General features: G+C 37.6%; 20 protein-coding genes and 1 riboswitch. Of the genes, 19 read left to right on the top strand and 1 reads right to left on the bottom strand.

All coding sequences use genetic code 11. The features are described from left to right. The first annotated feature begins 128 nt into the window (after nt 1–128). The 9 genes from MKY30_RS19795 (at nt 129) to MKY30_RS19755 (ending at nt 12,131) form a co-directional block, all read left to right on the top strand. Entirely contained in the window at nt 129–3,737 is a 3,609-nt protein-coding gene (locus tag MKY30_RS19795; RefSeq protein ID WP_341085173.1) for a dynamin family protein, read from the top strand. An 18-nt stretch (nt 3,738–3,755) separates the two neighbouring features. After that, nucleotides 3,756–4,652 (top strand): 5'-3' exonuclease, encoded by an 897-nt coding sequence (locus tag MKY30_RS19790; RefSeq protein WP_147210437.1) that lies wholly within the window; start codon nt 3,756–3,758, stop codon nt 4,650–4,652. A gap of 299 nt (nt 4,653–4,951) precedes the next feature. Next, nucleotides 4,952–5,365, top strand: a complete 414-nt coding sequence (locus MKY30_RS19785) for a PH domain-containing protein (protein WP_147210438.1) — start codon at nt 4,952–4,954, stop codon at nt 5,363–5,365. 15 nt (nt 5,366–5,380) lie between these two features. Further along, a complete protein-coding gene (cysK, locus tag MKY30_RS19780) occupies nt 5,381–6,304 on the top strand; it encodes a cysteine synthase A (protein WP_341085172.1) in 924 nt (307 codons plus the stop codon). Between the two features lie 188 nt (nt 6,305–6,492). Next, nucleotides 6,493–6,673: riboswitch (Lysine riboswitch) on the top strand. 242 nt (nt 6,674–6,915) lie between these two features. After that, nucleotides 6,916–7,797 (top strand): 4-hydroxy-tetrahydrodipicolinate synthase, encoded by an 882-nt coding sequence (dapA, locus tag MKY30_RS19775; RefSeq protein ID WP_147210440.1) that lies wholly within the window; start codon nt 6,916–6,918, stop codon nt 7,795–7,797. A 180-nt stretch (nt 7,798–7,977) separates the two neighbouring features. Continuing rightward, nucleotides 7,978–9,204, top strand: coding sequence for a DUF819 family protein (locus MKY30_RS19770; protein ID WP_147210441.1), 1,227 nt, complete (start codon nt 7,978–7,980; stop codon nt 9,202–9,204). Between the two features lie 649 nt (nt 9,205–9,853). Next, complete coding sequence (locus tag MKY30_RS19765; protein WP_341085171.1) at nt 9,854–10,954, top strand: CAP domain-containing protein; 1,101 nt, start codon at nt 9,854–9,856, stop codon at nt 10,952–10,954. A 48-nt stretch (nt 10,955–11,002) separates the two neighbouring features. Then, complete coding sequence (locus MKY30_RS19760; RefSeq protein WP_341085170.1) at nt 11,003–11,413, top strand: VOC family protein; 411 nt, start codon at nt 11,003–11,005, stop codon at nt 11,411–11,413. A 211-nt stretch (nt 11,414–11,624) separates the two neighbouring features. Further along, complete coding sequence (locus MKY30_RS19755; RefSeq protein WP_341085169.1) at nt 11,625–12,131, top strand: DUF3189 family protein; 507 nt, start codon at nt 11,625–11,627, stop codon at nt 12,129–12,131. Nucleotides 12,132–12,239: 108 nt separating this feature from the next. On the opposite strand, the gene MKY30_RS19750 is transcribed toward MKY30_RS19755, so the two are convergent. Further along, the gene (locus MKY30_RS19750; protein ID WP_341085168.1) at nt 12,240–12,380 is read right to left on the bottom strand and encodes a hypothetical protein; all 141 of its coding nucleotides are present in this window, start codon (nt 12,378–12,380) and stop codon (nt 12,240–12,242) included. A 347-nt stretch (nt 12,381–12,727) separates the two neighbouring features. Between MKY30_RS19750 and MKY30_RS19745 the strand changes: the two genes are divergently transcribed. The 10 genes from MKY30_RS19745 (at nt 12,728) to MKY30_RS19700 (ending at nt 20,376) form a co-directional block, all read left to right on the top strand. Continuing rightward, complete coding sequence (locus MKY30_RS19745; protein WP_341085167.1) at nt 12,728–13,660, top strand: ABC transporter ATP-binding protein; 933 nt, start codon at nt 12,728–12,730, stop codon at nt 13,658–13,660. Then, on the top strand, nt 13,653–14,519 hold the full coding sequence (locus MKY30_RS19740) for an ABC transporter permease (RefSeq protein ID WP_341085166.1): 867 nt from the start codon (nt 13,653–13,655) through the stop codon (nt 14,517–14,519). Before MKY30_RS19745 ends, MKY30_RS19740 begins: the two co-directional genes overlap by 8 nt. Before the next feature lie 19 nt (nt 14,520–14,538). Beyond that, nucleotides 14,539–15,696: a serine hydrolase gene (locus MKY30_RS19735; protein ID WP_339282294.1), complete on the top strand. Its 1,158-nt coding sequence runs from the start codon at nt 14,539–14,541 to the stop codon at nt 15,694–15,696. 124 nt (nt 15,697–15,820) lie between these two features. Next, nucleotides 15,821–15,976, top strand: a complete 156-nt coding sequence (locus MKY30_RS19730; RefSeq protein ID WP_156987580.1) for a hypothetical protein — start codon at nt 15,821–15,823, stop codon at nt 15,974–15,976. A 35-nt stretch (nt 15,977–16,011) separates the two neighbouring features. Beyond that, nucleotides 16,012–16,455 carry a GNAT family N-acetyltransferase gene (locus MKY30_RS19725; protein ID WP_156987578.1) on the top strand — a complete coding sequence of 148 codons (444 nt, stop codon included), beginning with the start codon at nt 16,012–16,014 and terminating at the stop codon, nt 16,453–16,455. A 392-nt stretch (nt 16,456–16,847) separates the two neighbouring features. Continuing rightward, entirely contained in the window at nt 16,848–17,201 is a 354-nt protein-coding gene (locus MKY30_RS19720) for a lmo0954 family membrane protein (protein ID WP_341085165.1), read from the top strand. A gap of 24 nt (nt 17,202–17,225) precedes the next feature. Continuing rightward, nucleotides 17,226–17,861, top strand: a complete 636-nt coding sequence (locus MKY30_RS19715) for a PspA/IM30 family protein (protein WP_156987576.1) — start codon at nt 17,226–17,228, stop codon at nt 17,859–17,861. 106 nt (nt 17,862–17,967) lie between these two features. Continuing rightward, on the top strand, nt 17,968–18,702 hold the full coding sequence (gene liaF / locus MKY30_RS19710; protein WP_147210450.1) for a cell wall-active antibiotics response protein LiaF: 735 nt from the start codon (nt 17,968–17,970) through the stop codon (nt 18,700–18,702). After that, nucleotides 18,699–19,751 carry a sensor histidine kinase gene (locus MKY30_RS19705; protein ID WP_147210451.1) on the top strand — a complete coding sequence of 351 codons (1,053 nt, stop codon included), beginning with the start codon at nt 18,699–18,701 and terminating at the stop codon, nt 19,749–19,751. The genes liaF and MKY30_RS19705 overlap by 4 nt, the downstream gene beginning before the upstream one ends. Then, nucleotides 19,744–20,376, top strand: coding sequence for a response regulator (locus MKY30_RS19700; protein WP_147210452.1), 633 nt, complete (start codon nt 19,744–19,746; stop codon nt 20,374–20,376). Before MKY30_RS19705 ends, MKY30_RS19700 begins: the two co-directional genes overlap by 8 nt. The last annotated feature ends 10 nt before the right edge of the window (nt 20,377–20,386 follow it).

Below are 20,386 nucleotides of genomic sequence, written 5' to 3'. Positions count from 1 at the left end.
CTAAAATATTTAAATCCCTAGAAATCGATACCAATATTCCGTATAATAAAGATATTATGTCAAAAGAAGGGGAAAACAATAAAGCAGCTAGCAGGTATGAATAAGTTGACAAAAAGGGGTAAAGGCTTGTGATCACGTATATGGAAAAAAGGGTAACAGAACAGCAAATTACATCTCTCTATCAGGAAATGAAAAATAGGGGAGATAAAATTAATGCAGATAAGATGCTTGATATACTGGAAAAATACTTTAATCAGGAATTTATTATTACATTGACAGGGCATTTTTCTGCTGGAAAGTCTTCATTAATAAATCATTTATTAGGGCAGGAGATTTTAGCGAACAGTCCCATCCCTACCAGTGCAAATATTGTTAAGATCTCATCTGGGGAAAGCACTGTCAATGTTTTTTTTCATAATGGTGAAGTGATTGAATACCATGAACCATATGATTTAGATCAGATTAAAAAGTTCTCAAAAAATAAAAATCAAATAAAAAAAATGCATATCAGTACCGGCGAGGATATTTTACCGCCTCATACAGCTATTTTAGACACGCCGGGAATTGATGCCGCAGACGATATTGACAGAATGCTTACAGAAGCATCTCTTCACTTATCAGATTATCTTATTTATGTAACCGATTATAATCATGTTCAATCTGAAGTGAATCTATTATTTCTTCAGGCAATGCAGGAAAATGGCCTTCCATTCATGATTGTTATCAATCAGATAGATAAGCATAATGAAACGGAATTGCCCTTTGTCGAATTTGATAAAAAAATTAAACAAACGTTTGATCAATGGAATCTGCATCCTTCTTCCATTTTCTACACATCCCTTAAAAGTCCGGAAGCACCGCATAATGAGTGGCCAGAGCTGAAAGACACCGTATTTCAAATGCTCAGGTCTAAAGATGAATACACAACAATGGATGCAAGTATTCGACAAATTGTGAAAGATCATAAAGAAAAAGTTCATTGGGAAATGTCGAATCAAAAAGCTTTTTTAGATGAAGTCGAGGAAGTGGCATTGACAGAGCAGATAGACACATTAACGAAAAAGATTGAAGACCTGCAGCAGTATCCGGAAAATATAGCAGATGGGTTCTTAAATGAGGTAGATCAAACTGCGAAAAATGCGTATCTGATGCCCGCAGATTTAAGAGAGCTTGCAAAGGCTTATTTAGAATCTGTACAGCCTGACTTTAAGGTTGGCGGCTTACTTACAAGCAGTAAAAAAACGAAGGAAGCAAAAATAGAGCGGAAGCAAGCCTTTATGAATGCTTTAGAAAAGAATGTTGAGACCACATTAAAATGGAAGCTCCGTGATAAGTGGTATGAGCAAATTGAATTGAATCAACTGGATTCCTCTTATCAGGAAAAAGGCATCTCCTTCCTGGAATGGTCTTTAAGTGAAGAGCTGCTGGAAAGCAGTTTGCGTAAAGGCGCAAGTATAAATGGAGATTATGTTTTAAATTATACGAATGATATTGCTGCCAGTTTAAAGACGCATTTCAAAAAACAAATGAGACAGCTGGCAAAAGAAGTAAGAACGGAGCTTGAAGAAAAGAATAAGAAACAGCTGCAGGAAATGACGCAACAATTGGAGGAGCTGCAGGCTGCAGAGGCGGATCAGCAAGCTAATTATGCACTTGAAAGTGAGGAAGCAGCTTATTTCAACCATTTAGATGAGCAGCAGGAAAATCCTGATGTGTTACCGGAAGTCATTACAGAGATGAAGGAAGAGCTCCAAGCGCGAAAAGTAATTCCCAGACAGGGAACAGAGACTATGGAAATACTTGATGAGGAGGTATATGCTGATGCAGATGAAGTACAGGAAGAAATAAAGAACGAGTCACCTGCAGCAACAGACCAGCATGTTGTCTGTGATATAGATAATGTCTTACAAGCAATTCATTTACCCGGGTTTGAAAGCTACCAGCAGGATCTAAAGAAACGAAAAATATCCTTAACAGAACGCTCTTATACCATTGCTTTGTTTGGTGCATTTAGTGCCGGGAAATCATCCTTTGCTAATGCTATTCTTGGAGAACATGTCCTTCCGGTATCACCGAATCCGACAACAGCTGCAGTTAACCGGATTCGTCCAGTTACAAATGAAAATCGGCATCGGGATGTAATTGTCACCTTTAAATCAGAAAAAATGCTGGTAGATGATATAATGACACTGGCAAAGGTATGTGAACCGCCAAATGCTTCCCTGGAGGAGCTGATTACATGGCTGAAAACAAAGAATGTGTTAACGGATTCGCGTTTGCCAAAAATGTATCAGGCTTATTTAAATGCGATGCTTGAAGGCTATGAAGAGGTCCGATCTGTCATTGGCTCTGCCAAGAAAATCACCTTTGATAATTTTGGATCCTACGTGACAGATGAAGAAAAAGCGTGTTATATTGCATCGATGGATCTTTTTTATGATTGTGAAGTAACGAAGCAGGGAATTACACTTGTTGATACGCCGGGTGCAGATTCGATTAATGCCAGACATACGAATGTATCCTTTGAATATATTAAGCATGCAGATGCTATTTTATATGTTACCTACTATAATCATGCACTCTCCCGTGCAGATAAAGATTTTCTGATGCAGCTGGGACGTGTAAAGGATGTATTTGAGCTTGATAAAATGTTTTTTATTGTCAATGCTGCAGATCTTGCCAGTGATCAGCAAGAATTAAATATGGTAACTATGTACGTTAAAGAGCAATTAGCACAATTAGGAATTCGTTTTCCGCGTCTTTATCCTGTATCGAGTAAGATATCTTTAGCAGAAAAAATAGAACAAAAAACACTGAATGAACAGATGCGGTCATTTGAATCCCGTTTCTATGATTTTATTCATCATGATTTAACTGCGCTTGCAAAAAGAGCAGCAATCAGCGATATCGAACGGTCAGGTGAAGCATTAGAACAATTTATTCAATCGTTAAAATTGGACCAGTCTGCAAAAACAAAGCGGAAAAAAGTGCTGCAAAACGCTTATCAGCAAATCGCTCAAACAGTAGAAAATTTAGATCTAGACTCAACTAAAAATAGATGGCATCAAAAATTAGAAAAACAAGCCTTTTTTCTAAATCAGCGCTTTGCGATCCGCTTTCATGATCTATTTAAAGAAATTTATAATCCAACAACGATTACGGAGTCAGGCAGAGCTGGCCGGCAGCAGCTGATCAAGCAGTTTGAACAGCTGGTCACTTATATGGAATCGGAGCTGCATCAAGAGCTGTTAGCTGTCTCTTTACGGGTTGAGCAGCTCTTAAAAGGTTTGTTAAAAACCAATCAGCTTGAAATGATAGAAAAAGCTAAAAGATTCGACCCTGTTTTTTCAATATCAGAGTGGGATATCTCCGGCTTTGATACACCTGATTTAACGATTAAGCTATCGGTTCAAAAGCATAGCGAGCTTCAGAAATTATTTGGTAAATTTAAAGATACAAAAACGTTCTTTGTACAAAATCAAAAGGAAGAGATAAAGGAGCAGCTATACGCAATCATAGAGTCAGACGTCCAGGATTTTGTAGAAGAAGGTGCTAAATTAATCGAGTCGTCCTATCAGGAACAGTGGAATAATCGGATTCATCAAGAAAAGTCAGTCCTTGTACAAGAAGCGGATATACTTTATCAGCAATTTATTGACCGTTTATTTGTGGAAGTGGATATGGATGATCTGACAGATAGAAAAGAACAAATGGATCTAATTTTAGATCGATACTAAAGAGGGAGGAAATGAAGCATGACAGCAAATAAAGTTTTATTAGTAGACGGGATGGCACTCCTGTTCCGGGGATTTTTTGCAACATCTTTCCGGGGGAATTTTATGTATAATTCAAAAGGAGTTCCGACTAATGGTGTTTACCAATTTTTACGCTATTTAACAGATGCCATTCAAACTTTCGGACCATCCCATGTTGTCTGCTGCTGGGATATGGGAAGCAAAACATTTCGGACAGAGATGTATGATGGGTATAAAGCAAATCGGGATGCACCGCCTGTGGAATTAATTCCACAGTTTGATTTGGTAAAAGAAATTGTACAATCTTTTGATATTCCTAATATAGGGTTAGAAAATTTTGAAGCGGATGATTGCATGGGTACACTTGCAAATATATATAATCCGGAAAATGAAGTGTTTATTCTTTCTGGTGATCAAGACTTGCTTCAATTAGTAAAAGAAAATATCCGTGTTATTATTATGCGGAAAGGCCAGGGGAATTATGAGGTCTTTGATAAGGATAATTTCTATGAGAAAAAGGCTCTTTCTCCAGCACAAATCATTGATTTAAAAGGATTGATGGGAGACTCCTCGGATAATTATCCTGGAGTAAAAGGAATTGGAGAAAAAACAGCCTTAAAATTGCTGCAGGAATTTGAAACCATCGATGGTTTAGTAGAGAATATTGAAAGGCTCCCAAAAGGAATACAAAGTAAATTACAAGCCGATATGGATATGCTTTATTTATCACGGCAATTAGCGGAAATAAAATGTGATGTTCCAATTAGCTGTGATTTAGAAGGTTCCAGATGGGATTTTAAAGAAGATAAAGTGATAACCGAATTAGATAAACTTGAATGGAAGCATCTGGATCGTTTACTTGCTCCATTAAAAAATAAACCATCTGTATCATTTTAAATTAATTAATTCTTTGGTGAGGGGGGGTATGCTTTATACCGGGCGTAGGTATAGAACATACCCCCTCCTTTCATTTTATGTTGAAGGATATCAGACCTAGGTGGAGATTATTTATACTTATAGAAGTGAAAAAGGATGAAAACCCCTATGTTCTTTATAAAGAACGAAAGGGTTCGGGTGATATAAGTTATTCTTATTGTATAAATTTAACATATGGAAATAATGTTGAAATTTGGTATATACACTTTCAGTGGCTATAATGGAAGATGAGATATTGTTAGGATGAATGGGGGAATATAATGTATTTTGAATCGAAAAAAGATACCTGGATGGTGGTTATTCTTTGGGCTGTTGTGCTTAGTGGTGTGTTTATTCCATTACTGAAAGGCCAGATAATTAATTTAATCATTATGCTAATACTATGCAGTATATTGCTTTGGTTTTGGTTCCGTACAGGGTATAAGATTGATAAAGACCGTTTAATTGTCTATTATGGGCCGATTCGTCAAACGATTTATATAGAAAATATGGAGTTAATTCTCCTGGCGAAGATGCCGATTATTGCCCCGGCGCTATCTCTAGATCGTATACAAATCCGAAGCGGAAAATATGATTTAATTGCAATCTCACCGAAGGATAAATTTACCTTTGTAGAAGAACTGATGAAGATAAATCCAGATATTTCAGTAGATAAGCGTTTATTAAAAGAATAGAAGGAGGCGGCAATTATGAGAGTTGTAGATAATATTACAGAATTAGTAGGAAAGACACCCATGGTTGAGCTAAATAAACTGCAGCCAGAAAATGCAGCAAAAATTTATGTGAAGCTGGAAATGTTTAATCCGAGCGGAAGTGTAAAAGACCGGGCTGCAACTCATATGATTCATATTGCAGAGCAGGAGGGACTTATAAAACCGGGAGATACAATTATTGAACCGACAAGCGGAAACACAGGAATAGGATTGGCAATGGCAGCTTCTGCAAAGGGTTATCAGGCAATTCTTGTGATGCCCGATAATAGTACAGAAGAGAGAAGAAATCTTTTGAAAGCATATGGTGCAAAGGTAGTTTTAACACCAAGTAATGAAAAAATGCCGGGCGCCATAAAAAAAGCACTGGAATTGCAGGTGGAAATACCAAACAGTTTTATTCCCCAGCAATTTAAAAATATTTCGAACCCTGATGCTCATCGTAAAACAACTGCACTGGAAATTTTAAAGGATATGAATAATCAATTAGATGCCTTTGTCTGTACTGCCGGTACAGGGGGAACAGTAACAGGTACGGGAGAATCGCTAAAAAAATTTATTCCGGATTTACATATTACTGTTGTTGAACCAAAAGGCTCTCCAGTCTTATCAGGGGGAGAACCTGGCCCGCATAAGTTAGTAGGAACAAGTCCAGGCTTCGTACCTGAGATTTTAAATACCTCCATTTATGATGAAATCATGCAAATCAATGATGATCAGGCATTGAATTTATTGCAGGAGCTTGCCCAAAAAGAAGGGTTATTTATCGGACCGTCCGGGGCTGCAGCCATTTACGCAGCCAGAGAGGTCGCCAAGCGTCTGAAGCCTTCACAAAAGATAGTTTGTATCGCGCCTGATACTGGAGAAAGATACTTGTCTATGGACTTTCTGCAAGAGAATTAATAATCAAGCAGGCGAATCACCTATTTTTTTATTTTGCATAGTTTACCAGTAAAGAAGTTGAACAATATTGGGCTTCTGCATCTTGGTGCGGTCGCTATAAAGCTTTTCTTACTCCATAAAAATCTCTATTTTTCATTTGTTTTTCTTGCGTATTCCTGCTATAATACAAACAAATTCATTATTCATAGATGAACGATAGAGGTGCAAAGACCATCAGTAAATATGCAGAGGCAGAATAGGCTGGCGATGAAGCATATGGAAAGGGGAATTTGCCGAAGTATAATAAGCCGTATTCTTATTGTACTGGTACTGGGATTGAATAAATCCGGTGCTGTCATATAGGAAACTATGTGGAGGGCTATCAGCTGAGAGGACATTCAAATGTTTGTGCAGCAGCGGTCTCCGTTGGTGCTTTTTATTTTGTGGAAATAATGGAAGTAATGAATAATGATAAGAGAATCAAATAAATTCAGAAGCAGAAGGACAGAAAATAAAACTTTTTCTGCTTGTCTTTATTATTTTCCATCCTCTAGTTTTTTTAGTACTTTACTTAGGCGCTGTCCGTCTATTTTCATCAAGTGATGTTGATATTATACAAAGGGTGTGTTGTTATGAATTTTGGAAAAGTGGTCACGGCGATGGTAACGCCATTTAACGAAGAAAAAGAAATTGATTATAATGCATTAGATAACCTGATTGAATACCTTATTGATAATGGTTCAGATGGATTGGTAGTAGCAGGAACAACGGGCGAATCACCAACCTTGTCAAATGAAGAAAAGCTGGCATTATTTTCTCATACGGTACAAAAAGTAAATGGAAGGGTTTCAGTGATTGCAGGCACAGGCTCCAATCAGACAAAAGGCTCTATTGAGCTGTCACAAGCTGCTGAAAAAACAGGTGTTGATGCAATTATGCTCGTAACGCCTTATTATAATAAACCTTCTCAGGATGGTCTGTATGAGCATTTTAAAACAGTGGCAAACGCGGTTCAATTGCCAGTAATGCTATACAATGTACCTGGCAGAACTTCTGTAGATTTGGCAGCTGAAACAGCTATTCGTTTATCTGCAGTTGATAATATTGTGGCAATTAAAGATGCGAGTGGTGATATGGATAAACTGACAGAGATGGTGGCACAGACGGATGCAAGTTTTTCTGTATACAGCGGAGAAGATGCGATAACATTACCATCCCTTGCAGTCGGAGCCATAGGCATTGTTTCCGTTTCTGGACATATTATCGGTAATGAGATGCAAGAGATGATTGCGGCATATGAACAGGGAGCTGTGAAAAAAGCTGCTGCTATTCACCAGCGAATCCTGCCGGTAATGCAGGAAATGTTTGCAGCACCCAGCCCTGCACCCGTCAAAGCAGCATTAAATCGAATTGGCGTACATGTAGGAGGCGTCCGTTTGCCCTTGCTCCCATTAAATGATGAACAGCTGCAATCCTTAAATCATAAACTGGATTTATTTGAGAAAGTAAAATAAATATTTCTGTTGAACCCTCTCTAAAACGGTTTAGAGAGGGTATTTTCAATTTCTTTCCATTTAAGTAACAGCTGACTATTTACTATAATTCTAAAAAAATACTCCACAATACCTGCGAAATTATTAACTTTAAATGGTAAAATATGAAACAAACCATAAAAAGAAGGGAATGAGGAGTTAATGAAAGAAACATTCATTCAAGCAGATGATACAATCACCCTTTGGGGGATTATCATTATCTGGGCATCTGTCAGTATTTTTTTAGAACAGCGTTATAGCTGGGCTTCCAAGGTTACAGGAGCAATTATTGCATTAGTGGGAGCAATGGTTTTATCTAATTTTGGTATCATTCCAACGGAGTCGCCGGTATATGATGCTGTCTGGTCTATTATTGTTCCATTAGCAATACCGCTTCTGTTGTTTCATGTTAATATTAAAAAAATATGGAAGGAAAGCAGCAGGCTGTTGCTTATTTTTCTGCTGAGCTCTATTGGTACGATTGCAGGAACAATTGTTGCCTTTTTCACTTTAAGGAATTACATACCTCTATTAGACCAATTAAGCGGTATTTTCAGTGCTACATATATTGGGGGAGGCGTGAATTTTGCAGCAATGGCTGCTAAATTTGAAACTCCTGGCGAAATCATTTCGGCGGCAGTTGTTGCTGATAATTTAATGATGGCATTATTATTTATCATGCTGATGGCTATTCCCGCCATGAACTTTATTAGAAAACGCTATCCAACGCCTCATATTGACGAAGTGGAGCAGAATCAATCAGCTGATGGTGATAAAACATTAGCAGAAAGCTTTTGGAAGAGAAAATCAGTCTCATTAAAGGATATGGCACTTTCTGTTGGAACAGCTTTTCTTTTAGTAGTCGTTTCTTTAAAAATTGCCGATTTCTTTGCCAGTATTATTCCAAGTGGAGAAGATGCATCCTTCTTCAATAACCTGTTAAACGGTTTAATCGGTGATCAGTATCTGGTATTAACAACACTTACTTTTATTGCCTTAGGAGTTTTTCCAAATTATTTTTCTGAATTAAACGGCAGTCAGGAAATTGGTACATATCTGATTCACATATTTTTCGTCGTTATTGGAGTCCCGGCATCCATCACGTTAATTATTAATACGGCACCATTATTGCTTGTTTTTGCGTTTATTATTGTCGCAATCAATTTAATACTTTCTCTTGTTTTTGGAAAGCTATTTAGAATGAGCTTAGAGGAAATTTTGCTGGCAAGTAATGCAAATATTGGCGGACCAACTACTGCAGCAGCGTTTGCGATTGCAAAAGGCTGGCGGCAATTAGTTGGTCCAATATTAATCGTCGGTACCCTGGGCTATATTATTGGAAACTATATTGGCACCTTCCTCGCTGTGTGGTTTGGAACCATGATGTAGAGATAGTCAAATCTGCTTCTGTCATTAATACAGAAGCAGATTTTTTTATTGCATAAATCAGTACCTCGAATCTCTTTTGCGAATTGACTTCTTCTAAAACCTTGTTTCCATTAAAGTATCTCATTGACTATTTCCTCCTTGTCGGGTGGGTGATTGAGTAAACTTGGTTAAGTATTTCAATCGTAGCATAGTCAAAGGGACTTTTTGTGTTTGAAATCATTATTTCATACACCAGGAAATTATAGAATAATTGCCTTGTGGATAACTATTTATAGAAAAGCAGCCGTGTCCAGCTCCGAGCGCCAAACTTTAGAGACTTCACGTCGCACTTATGCCCTGTGGGCGAAAGTCAACATCGGTTCGTCAACTTCACCGCGTTTCCTTTATCTCAGTTGCGCCGCTCCAATCTCTACGTTTTTAAGCAGGCGCTCTGCGCTTTTGTTCTCAAGAGCATTACTATGAAAAATGTTCAGATTTGTTGAAAGCAATTTGAACATAGTATAATTTAATATACGTCAGCAGGCAGACTGCTAATTTCAAGGATTAATAAAGACTGATTCAGTAAATAATAAAATATCAGTTGTAATCCTTTTGTTGCATCAAAGAGATTAAAAAGGTTGGGATAGCTATTTTTAAGCGATTATTTTTTTTGCTGTTAATTATACTGTTAGCCATTTGGACAAAACCATTATGGGAAGATCCAGTCCGTAATATAATTCCTGATGCTGTAAGTGATACATTTTCCTCTGCAGGTGATTTTATTAATGATGCGGTAGATAATGATTTTTACTTTCGGCAGGTATCAGATCAAGCTGCTTCATTTTTTAATTCCATCACAGGTTCAGAAACAAATAGAGAGTATGAGCAAGTGGAAACACCGGAGCTCACTACACCCGAGGAGCAATCTTTTTCCGTGGGCAATGTAGAAATTGGAGATACAAGAGATCAGGTTGAAGAGACGTATGGAGAACCTGAACGGAAAAGTGAAAATGAATATGGGGTAGAGTGGTCCACTTATCATGAAAACTATCAAAACTTTATGATGGTTGCTTACGATGAACAGGATGTAGTCCGTGGACTCTTTACCAACCAGGATTTACTGTCATCTAAGCACGATATTGCGCTTGGTGATTCCAAGTCATCAGTAAACGAGATATTAGGTGAGCCGGAAGAAATGATCCGCAACGGCTGGTTTAATTATAAAATAGAGAGTGAAGGCGAATATGATGTTTATCATATGGATGGTACTTACGTAACCATGTTTTATGATCTGCATGAATTGGATGAAGTAACTGCCATTCAAATCATAGATGAAGGTTTAGAAGCTGCGAAGAGCACGCTTTATACTCCCGGCAGTGAGGCACTGAAAGAAGGGCTGGAATACCAGTTATTTGATTTAACCAACGCTACACGCGTGAAACAGGATCTGTCTATTTTAGAATGGGATGAAGATGTAAGAGAAACAGCAAGAAAGCATAGTACTGATATGGCTGTCAATCAATTTTTCAGTCATACGAATTTAGAAGGACAATCTCCTTTTGACCGGATGAAGGCAGATGGCATTTCTTTCTTAAGCGCGGGTGAGAACCTCGCTTATGGCCAGTTCAGCAGTATTTTTGCCCATCAGGGTCTATTGAATTCTCTTGGACACCGGGAAAATATTTTACACGAAAGCTTTAGTCATTTAGGAATCGGCGTTGATTTTAATGAAAGTGACCAGCCGTTTTATACAGAGAACTTTCTTCAGTAACTAACGGAAGAAAGATTATCGGGTAATCTAATGAAAAGGAGTGATTTAATGAAAAAACAGGCAACACCTTACCTCACATTTAACGGAAATGCCAAAGAAGCTTTAAATTACTACCAGAAAGTTTTCGATGGGGAAATCCTGGCGATACAAACGTTTGGTGAAGCGGACTATCCAACTCCTCCTGAAGCGGAAAACAGAATTATTCATGCACAATTTAAAAAGGATGCATTATTCTTTATGGTCTCAGATACTTTTCCCGGTCAGCCTGTTGAAACAGGGAATCATATTTCGTTGGTGCTCGAATTTGAAAGTGAAGCAAGTATTCAGAAGGTATATGATAACCTGCATCAGGAAAGCAAAGTATTAATGAAGCTTCAGGATACATTTTGGGGAGCAAAATATGCAAAAGTCAAAGATAAATTCGGGATTGTTTGGGATTTGAATTTTACGAAAGAGTAATCAATTTTATATAAAGTTTTAAGGATAAACAATACATATATGTGTTGTTTATCCTTTTTTAGTAAATGATATGCCTGGGTGCATTGCTTTATATTTTTTGGATAATAATAAATCTTGATTAGAAATTTTAATGGATTGGGGTTATTTCAAGGAGCAGGTGATATACGTTCAGAAGGTATCAAAAGGAAACTTTTTAGAGGAGGAAATTATTTTGATTTATATATATAACGACTACGGAGGTACACATACCACTTCACTTGCAGCAGCCTATCATTTAAATAAACTTCCAACGAATCGAAAGCTGACAAAGGAAGAAATACTTCAGGTCAGATACTTTAATAAATTAACAAAGCATGATTTAGGTAAACTGATTTTCCATGGTATGGATGACGAGGGAAATGCAGTATACACCATAGGAAGAAGAAATAATAAATATGTTGTGCCAGCTATAAAAGACTTAGCAGCCTTGTTACATGAAAGAACTTCGATGAATGAAAAGATTATTATTTCCAATACTTCTCCTACTGTACCATTTGTGATGTCAGTGGGAGGCTTCTTATCCAGAGGATTGAATATCAATTTTTTAGGAGAACCTTTATTGGTTGCCGGTGCAAAGCAATGCTGTGTAAAGATTAACCGGTTAGTTGAGGAAACAAAGCAGGCGGGTCATTCTATGACTGCCAAAGTTATTGTATTGGAAAATAAAAAATTTCATTGATTTTATTTAGGAGAAAAAGTTTTCTATAGGTCACATCAGGCTATCAGAATAAAATACCTGATAGCCTGATGTGTTTTTCAAAAGATGAGGGTGACCTGTCTGCAAGCTTTAATTAGTAGAAGCTGTTACAACAAAAACAGAATTTCCTTCTGTTACTATTCCTTTGCCTATTATCACAACGATTTGATTCACGACATCTGTGATGGTGTTCGTTTCTGTGATTATTTCTGCTGTGACAACAGCCTTCATGTCTGTTTTCACATCTGTTGCGATTTTGGTGACTGTTATGACAGCAATCCTGTTTATGATTTCTACGACGATAGTCGGCGCCTGGACGACTTGTGTTGCGACAAGGGTCTTTACGTCTTCCTTCTGATGAATGATGACCGCACATAGCTTATCCCCCCTTTCCCATTCAATATACGTTAGTAAGAAAAAAGGGATTAGACAAACTTAATAGGAGCTAACACATTTTTTAATGGAGACTGCAGATTCATAAACGAATTACTTAAAAAATACAAATGAATTTGAAACTTTTTTTCAATCATTTCGTATAACTTGATTAAGAAGAATAAGTTGAACGGGGAGGACTAGAATTGACTGAAATTGCATTGGAATTAAAAAATGTCAGCAAGCGTATCAAGAATAAAGAAATTATTAAAGATGTCAGCTTCCAAATAAAACAGGGCGAGGTCTTTGGCTTTGTCGGGCCGAACGGGGCTGGTAAAACCACCACCATCCGGATGATGGTTGGTTTAATGAAAATTACAGAAGGCGACATCCGTATTGTTGGCAAAAGTATTCAAACAGATTATAGTGAAGCGATCAGAGAGGTTGGAGCGATTGTTGAGAACCCGGAGATGTATCCTTTTTTAACAGGAAGAAAAAATCTGGAGCAGTTTGCAAGAATGGTTCCAGGCACAACAAAAGAAAGGATAGAAGAGGTAGTCCAATTAGTCGGTTTGAAGAAGGTAATCAATGATAGAGTTGGCGGATATTCTCTTGGAATGCGGCAGCGGTTGGGAATTGCACAGGCTTTGTTACATAAACCATCGATTCTCATTTTGGATGAGCCCACAAATGGTCTTGATCCCTCTGGAATGAAGGAAATTCGCCAATATATCCGTACCTTGGCGGAAAAAGAAAATGTCAGTGTCATTGTTTCCAGTCATTTATTATCTGAAATTGAGCTGATGTGTGATCGCATTGGAGTTATTAAAAATGGATCATTAATCGCTGTAGAGGATGTAGAAAAGAACAGGAAGATTGAGGATAGTGATATATCAGAATATATTATCTCCGTTAGCAATGCGGAGACTGCGAAAGCGCATCTGGATAGTCTGGATGAATCTTTTTTTGTAGAGACAGCAGATGAAACAATCTTAAAAACAGCGATGAAACGTGAACAAATACCAGCTGTACTCAAAGAATTATTAAATAATAATATCAATGTATATGAAGTTCAGGCTGCAAAAGGCACGTTAGAAGACAAATTTTTCGATTTGATTGGAGAGAATGTCATTGAATAATCTGAGTCAGCTTATAAAAAACGAATTTATTAAACTGCATCATTATAAATCTACGTGGGCTATGTATATCATTATTGCGGTTCTTCTGGTTGGCGGGGCTATCATTACAAACTTTGTAGCTAACCAGAGTATGATTATTGACGCAACCTTTCAAAGTGAACTGGTTCAAGCTTATCAGTCTGTTGGGGTAGAGATTCCAGCTTATGATATGTGGGCTTTCGTGGCTGATAATACCTCGATTATCAGTTTTATTACCATTTTTATCATTGTCGCAGCAGCTAAAATTATCTCGAATGAGTATAAATGGGGAACGATTAAATTGTTACTTATTCGCCCGGCAGGAAGGGGAACCGTATTAACATCCAAATATATTACTGTTTTACTCTTTGCAGTTGTATTAATTCTATACACCATTATTCTATCCATGATTATTGGGCTTATCTTTTTTGGTGTTGATGCTTGGAATCCAATCATTGTAGATAACATGGGGTCTGGTTATACCGAAGTTTCTATCATTACTTCTATCGGTAAAAATATACTATTTAGTCTTGTTCCGTTAATTATAGTGGCAACCTTGTCCTTCATGATTGCAATTTTATTCAAAGGCAGCGCCATGGCGATTGCAGCAAGTATTGTGATTTTCATTGCTGCACCTATTATTACCATGCTGGTAAGCCGCTATGAAATTGCAAAATATCTGTTAACGGCACATCTCGATCTCCAAAGTATTTTTGCGGGGGCGCCTTTAATTGAAGGAACAACTATTGGGTTTTCTATTGCTGTTCTTATCGTTTATCACATTATATTTATGATAGTAGGATGGCTCACTTTCAAAAAAAGAGATGTAGCTGGAAATTAATTGGGAAGGAAGAGGCATTGTGAAGAAATCTTCTACTTTATTGTTTGTATTTCTTTTGCTTCTCTTAGGAGCTTGCTCTAATGAGAATGAGGGAGAACAAGAAGATAATCAAAATGATACGGAGCAAGAAGAGGATCTGGAAGAAAAGGATAATAAAGAAAATCTGGATCCTGCAACAGGGCTTTTTATGGAATTTATAAAAGAAAATAAAGACTCTGACCGGATTGCTTTTTTAGCTACATGGAACGATGAACCAATAGCAGAAATGAATACCAATCTAGCCCTGCCGCTTGCCAGTGTTGTCAAAATAATTATTGCGATTGAATTCGCCAGTCAAGCGGAGGAAGGGAAAATCGACCCTTCGGAAAAGGTATCTATGGAAGAAGTAGATAAGTATTATTTTGCTAATACAGATGGCGGAGCACATGACGCCTGGAAAAATACCTTGAGCAACGAAGCAGGAGAGGTTTCCCTCGAACAAATTGCACAAGGAATGATGGATTTCAGCTCTAATGCAAATACTGATTATTTAATAGAACGATTGGGGCTGGAGGAAGTAAATAATCGGGTTGAGGAGTTAGATTTAAATAACCATGATCCGATCTATCCGTTAACAGCAAGCATTGCAATTCCGGAAAGAGTATTGGAAGAGAACAATTTAGAAAAAGACGAATTAGAAGCAGCATTACGTGATTTAGATGATGATGCATACCGCCAGATAGCTGTCGATCTTTTTGAAGAATGGCAAGAGGAACCGTTAAGTGAAGAGGAAAAAGAAAAAGCTGTTGCACTATTGGATATGCCGATTCAAAAGGTCTGGTCTGATCGATTGACCCATGCAACAGCTGAAGATTACCATAAAATCATGACTATGCTGAATAAAAAAGAGCATTACTCCGATGCTTTTTATGAAGAATTGGATGCTATCTTTAGCCTGAAATTAGAAAATGAAGCAATTGAACGCGCGGCACAAAAAGGCGGGAGCACTGCTTTTGTATTAAATCAGGCTGTATATGCAGAAGACGGGGCAGGCAACCGTTTAGAGATGATTTTATTTACAAATGATCTTAACCTTTCTGAGCTGGAGGTCGCAGCTATGCAGGTGCAGGCTTTGACGGATAAATTAGTAAATGAGGAAGATTTTCGTGAGAAAGTTAGAGAATTATTAGCTGAATAATTATATAATCCCCCTGACGCCGGTACCTTGCATCGTATTAAGGGGATTTTGATTTATAAGCTGTATTCTAAAAAGATCTGTTTCAAGAAAAGAGCAGGGGACAGTTGCTTGAGAGGATGAAAAAATGAAAGATGATAAAAATAAGGAAGAAAAGACTTCCTTGAAAATAGCAGCGTATTGGTTCTCTATCCCGAGAATTTTAAGTGCCGGTTTATTTTTACTGATAATATTAATCCTTTCTATTAGTGGCTGGGTAAAAATAATTCAACATTATTTTTAAATGTATCACTAAACTAAGAAAAGCGGTGGAAAGCAGTGTCAATTTATATAGAAGAAGTAAATAAGGGAAATTGGAGAGAAATTGCTGCATTAGAAGTAACTGAAAATCAAAAAGATTTTATGGAAAGCGTATCATTTTGTTTAGCAGAAAGCTTTATTGAACAGCTTACAACATCGCTTGGCTTGTATGATGACAATCAACCGGTTGGGTATGCCATGACTGGATTTTATTTTGATGAAAAAAGAAGCATTTGGTTTGATCGTTTTATGATTGATCGTCGTTTTCAGGGGCAAGGTTATGCAAATCAGTTTATCCCATTAATTGAAAAATACATTATAGAGCATTATGATGTGCAAATCATACGTTTAAGCTTTGTTCCGGGAAACAATCCAGCTGAACAATTATATAAAAGGCATGGCTTTGTCCGGACAGGGCAGCATGATTCGGAAGGAGAAATTATTATGGAGAAGCATTTATAGATGACCATAATTATATTATGTAAACTAAATGACTTTAATGTTATTCTCTAACATTAAAGTCTAGGAGGCTCTCTATTCAAAAATAAATTTAAATTTTAGGGGGGATTCATACACAGTATTGTGCCGGCCTTAACGAAAGGATTAAAGGCAAAAAGAACTTTTATTACATTTAAAATCGAATAGCTAGAATAGAAATGGAATGGTATCTCAGCAAGAGGTACCATTCCATTTTTGAATTTAGCAGATGTTTTTTCTCTATTGGAAAAGTATTGCTGCGGAGGTTTAGAGGCGCATAGACCCTAAGACTTAGATAAAGATATTTCTCAGGCTCATTACACAAAAAACAGTCACACGGTAAGATGAAGATACAATAACGAAAGGAGGAAAACGGAATGAAAAAATTCATGTTATTTATCGGAGGACTTGTCGCAGTGCTGATACTTCTGGCAAACCTTGGCCCGATGATATTGCTTGCATTAAGCATATGGTTACTGTATATATGCTTTAAAAAATTTATGGGCACAGATTCAACTGCTGCAAAAATCGGATGGGTGATTGCAGGATTGATCGTATTGAGCATCACATTCTCTAACATCTATGCCGTTTTAGGTGTTGCAGCAGCATACGCACTTTACCTTATCTATAAGAATTGGAACACATCGGAAAGCTCCGTTGTCCACGAAATAAAAGAAGATGATGATCCATTTACAAATTTTGAAAAACAGTGGGCAGAGTTAAATAAATAATTACATTAAAAGGAGAGATTGATAATGGCAACAAATATTTTCACTCGAATGAAGGATTCGATTTCAGCAGATTTACACACGATGATGGACAAAAAGGAACAAAACAATCCAATCGCTGCGCTTAACCATTATTTACGCCAAAGTGAACAGGAAAAAGAAAAGGTAAGAAAGCTGATTGACCGCCAATATAAATTAAAAGAAGAGTTTGCACGTGAGTATATGAAAGCACAGGACCTTGCTGATAAACGTCTGAAACAAGCGCAAATCGCAGAACGTGCTCAGGAAGAGGAAATGCATGAATTTGCTCTAAAAGAGCATGAAGAGTATCAAAACCGTGCAGATCGCATGAAAGCATCCAGAGAAGAAGCTATTACCCAGCTTGAAAATTTGGAGCAGAAATACGAAGAGATGAAGCATCGCTTAAAGGATATGCATCTGCGCCGTATGGAATTAATGGGCCGTGAAAATATTGCGAAAGCAAATCATCAAATTAACCGGGTCGTGGATGAGTCACCGGAAAAACCTTTCTCCAAATTTGAAGAAATGGAACAATATATTGAAAATCTGGAATACCGAGTAAACAGCTCATACTATCAGAGCACATTTGATAATAAAATTGCAGCAATCGAAAAGAAATTAGAAGAAAAGGAAAATGAATAAACTCAGAATTTGTAGGGTGAATTAGAAAACCATGATATACTTATACTGGCGCAGGTTGTTCTTGCGCCTTGTATATTTTACATAATAATGAAAGGAGAATGGAAGGATGTATAAACAGCTCAGCACGAGAAATTTAAACTGGATATGGATTACCGTCGCCATTCTTCTTGTTTTTGAAATCGTCTTTTTCCATGGCGGTTCACTGATATCAGCGTTAATTTCCGGCTTCTTTGTTTACTTCAGCTGGAAAAGATTGCATTCACTGGGCTGGAAGATTGTGTTCGCAATTGCTGCAATATCCTTCATTCTGAACGTTTTCAATTTATTGGCGGTTCGATTTTTAATTATCGTTGCCATTGTTTTCTTTATTTTAAATTATATCAAATCAACGAAAGAACCCAGTAAAGAAAAACCGGAGCTTCCGAATAAAGCAAGTTTGAAAGATGAAGAACCTCTTGTTCAGGTTGATAATTTATTTAATGAACGCTTTTTTGATGACTTTCGGACGGAGGAAACAGCTTATCAATGGAAAGATGTCAATATGCATGGCATTTATGGTGATCGTGTTATTGATTTAAGTAATACAGTGCTGCCTTACGATACGGCGATTATCTCTATCCGGCATCTTGTAGGCAATATTGAGATTTACGTTCCTTATGAAGTAGAGGTCAGTATTCATCATAGTTCTATATTCGGCAGGGCATCTATTTTTGGAGAATACCACGGCCGGCTAATGAACAAGTCACTTCATTATGAAACAAAAAAATATAATACGGCTCATCAAAGAGTAAAGATTGTCACATCTTTATTTTCCGGAGACATTGAGGTGAAACGCATATGAATACGATTATCCGTTTTGTTCTCTTGTCTATTGCCTGCAGTTTTGTTCTGGCAATTGCTGCAGTTTTAACGACCTTTGTTACTTTCTCTGTAAATGAGTCAGCGGGTTGGAGCGCACTTTGGGAAGGGCAAATTGGAGGTGTTTCCTTCCTTTTGACGGTTCTGGCTTTTGTGATTATCTTCGGTTCCATAGTCGGTGCAATTATAGGCTGGTATTGGAAGGGGAATTTGAAAAAAATTGAAAAAATGCTTACAGGCATTATTAAAGGAGAAAGACCTCCTGATACAGAAGAAATACCAAAAGAACTGGAACCGATCTCTGCGCGAATGAATCAGGTTCAGGAGAAGTTGCGTGCACAAACGGAGCATGCGCAAAAGATTGCTACAGAAAGAGCAAACGAGAGGGAACAGAGTTTGCAGGAAGTAGTTGTACAAGAAAGAAACCGTTTAGCCCGGGAACTGCATGATTCCGTGAGTCAGCAGCTTTTTGCAGCTTCCATGCTGATGTCAGCAATTAATGAGGCAGGATCAGCTGAGGATGCAACATTAAATAAGCAGTTAAATATGGTGGAAAAAATGATTCATCAATCACAATTGGAAATGCGTGCACTTCTTCTGCACTTACGGCCGGTTGACTTAAAGGGGAAGACATTGCAGGAGGGCGTAGAGGGGCTTTTAAGAGAATTGACACAAAAAGTACCTTTAGAAATCGATGCAAAAATAGAAGCATTTCAAGTTGATAAAGGGGTAGAAGACCAGCTATTTCGTATCTTTCAGGAATCTATCTCCAACACGCTGCGTCATGCGAAGGCTGAAAATCTTCAGATATTATTACTGGAACGAGATGAAAATATTATTATGCGCGTGGTTGACGATGGAGTCGGGTTCGAGACAGAAGCTGTTAAAACAAGTTCTTATGGAATGCAGAATATGCGTGAACGTGCTTATGAGGTTGGCGGTACTTTGAAAATTATCAGTCTGCCGAATGAAGGCACGCGTTTGGAAGTAAAAGTCCCTATTTTAAGAAAGGAGCGTAACCCTGATGATTAAAGTTTTATTTGTTGATGATCATGAAATGGTACGAATCGGCGTATCCGCATATCTGTCATCACAGCCGGATATTGATGTAGTTGCAGAAGCAGATGATGGCTCACGTGCTATTGACCTGGCATTAGAGCTTCGCCCGGATATTATTTTAATGGATCTTGTGATGAAAGAAATGGATGGAATTGAAGCCACAAAGAAAATTATTGAATCCTGGCCGGAAGCAAAGATTATTATCGTTACCAGCTTTTTAGATGATGAGAAGGTATATCCGGCACTAGAAGCGGGAGCAACCAGCTATATGCTGAAAACATCAAAAGCCGGCGAAATTGCCAAAGCAATTCGTGCTACATACGAAGGACAATCAATACTGGAACCAGAAGTTACCGGGAAAATTATGAATCGTATGCGGACAAAGCAGGAGACAGTTTTACATGAGCAATTAACAGGGAGAGAAAGGGAAATATTATTATTAATGGCAAAAGGGAAATCGAATCAGGAAATTGCCGATGAGTTGTTTATCGCATTAAAAACAGTGAAGGTGCATGTCAGCAATATCCTAGGAAAATTGGAAGTGCACGATCGTACACAGGCGGTAATTTATGCTTTTCAAAATAAGCTGGTAGAATAGTATTTTTGGA

Source organism: Oceanobacillus sp. FSL W8-0428 (assembly GCF_038004405.1).
Classification (GTDB): domain Bacteria; phylum Bacillota; class Bacilli; order Bacillales; family Amphibacillaceae; genus Oceanobacillus; species Oceanobacillus sojae.
The sequence above is the reverse complement of the archived record's forward strand: the minus strand, read 5'-3'. Positions and strand labels throughout refer to the sequence as shown.

Excerpts from the sequence above, each read along its gene's own strand:
- MKY30_RS19790 (WP_147210437.1), top strand. The coding sequence starts at position 3,756 with ATGACAGCAAATAAAGTTTTATTAGTAGACGGGATGGCACTCCTGTTC.
- MKY30_RS19785 (WP_147210438.1), top strand. The coding sequence starts at position 4,952 with ATGTATTTTGAATCGAAAAAAGATACCTGGATGGTGGTTATTCTTTGG.
- cysK (WP_341085172.1), top strand. The coding sequence starts at position 5,381 with ATGAGAGTTGTAGATAATATTACAGAATTAGTAGGAAAGACACCCATG.
- dapA (WP_147210440.1), top strand. The coding sequence starts at position 6,916 with ATGAATTTTGGAAAAGTGGTCACGGCGATGGTAACGCCATTTAACGAA.
- MKY30_RS19770 (WP_147210441.1), top strand. The coding sequence starts at position 7,978 with ATGAAAGAAACATTCATTCAAGCAGATGATACAATCACCCTTTGGGGG.
- MKY30_RS19760 (WP_341085170.1), top strand. The coding sequence starts at position 11,003 with ATGAAAAAACAGGCAACACCTTACCTCACATTTAACGGAAATGCCAAA.
- MKY30_RS19750 (WP_341085168.1), bottom strand. The coding sequence starts at position 12,380 with ATGAAGGCTGTTGTCACAGCAGAAATAATCACAGAAACGAACACCATC.
- MKY30_RS19730 (WP_156987580.1), top strand. The coding sequence starts at position 15,821 with ATGAAAGATGATAAAAATAAGGAAGAAAAGACTTCCTTGAAAATAGCA.
- MKY30_RS19720 (WP_341085165.1), top strand. The coding sequence starts at position 16,848 with ATGAAAAAATTCATGTTATTTATCGGAGGACTTGTCGCAGTGCTGATA.
- MKY30_RS19715 (WP_156987576.1), top strand. The coding sequence starts at position 17,226 with ATGGCAACAAATATTTTCACTCGAATGAAGGATTCGATTTCAGCAGAT.
- liaF (WP_147210450.1), top strand. The coding sequence starts at position 17,968 with ATGTATAAACAGCTCAGCACGAGAAATTTAAACTGGATATGGATTACC.
- MKY30_RS19705 (WP_147210451.1), top strand. The coding sequence starts at position 18,699 with ATGAATACGATTATCCGTTTTGTTCTCTTGTCTATTGCCTGCAGTTTT.
- MKY30_RS19700 (WP_147210452.1), top strand. The coding sequence starts at position 19,744 with ATGATTAAAGTTTTATTTGTTGATGATCATGAAATGGTACGAATCGGC.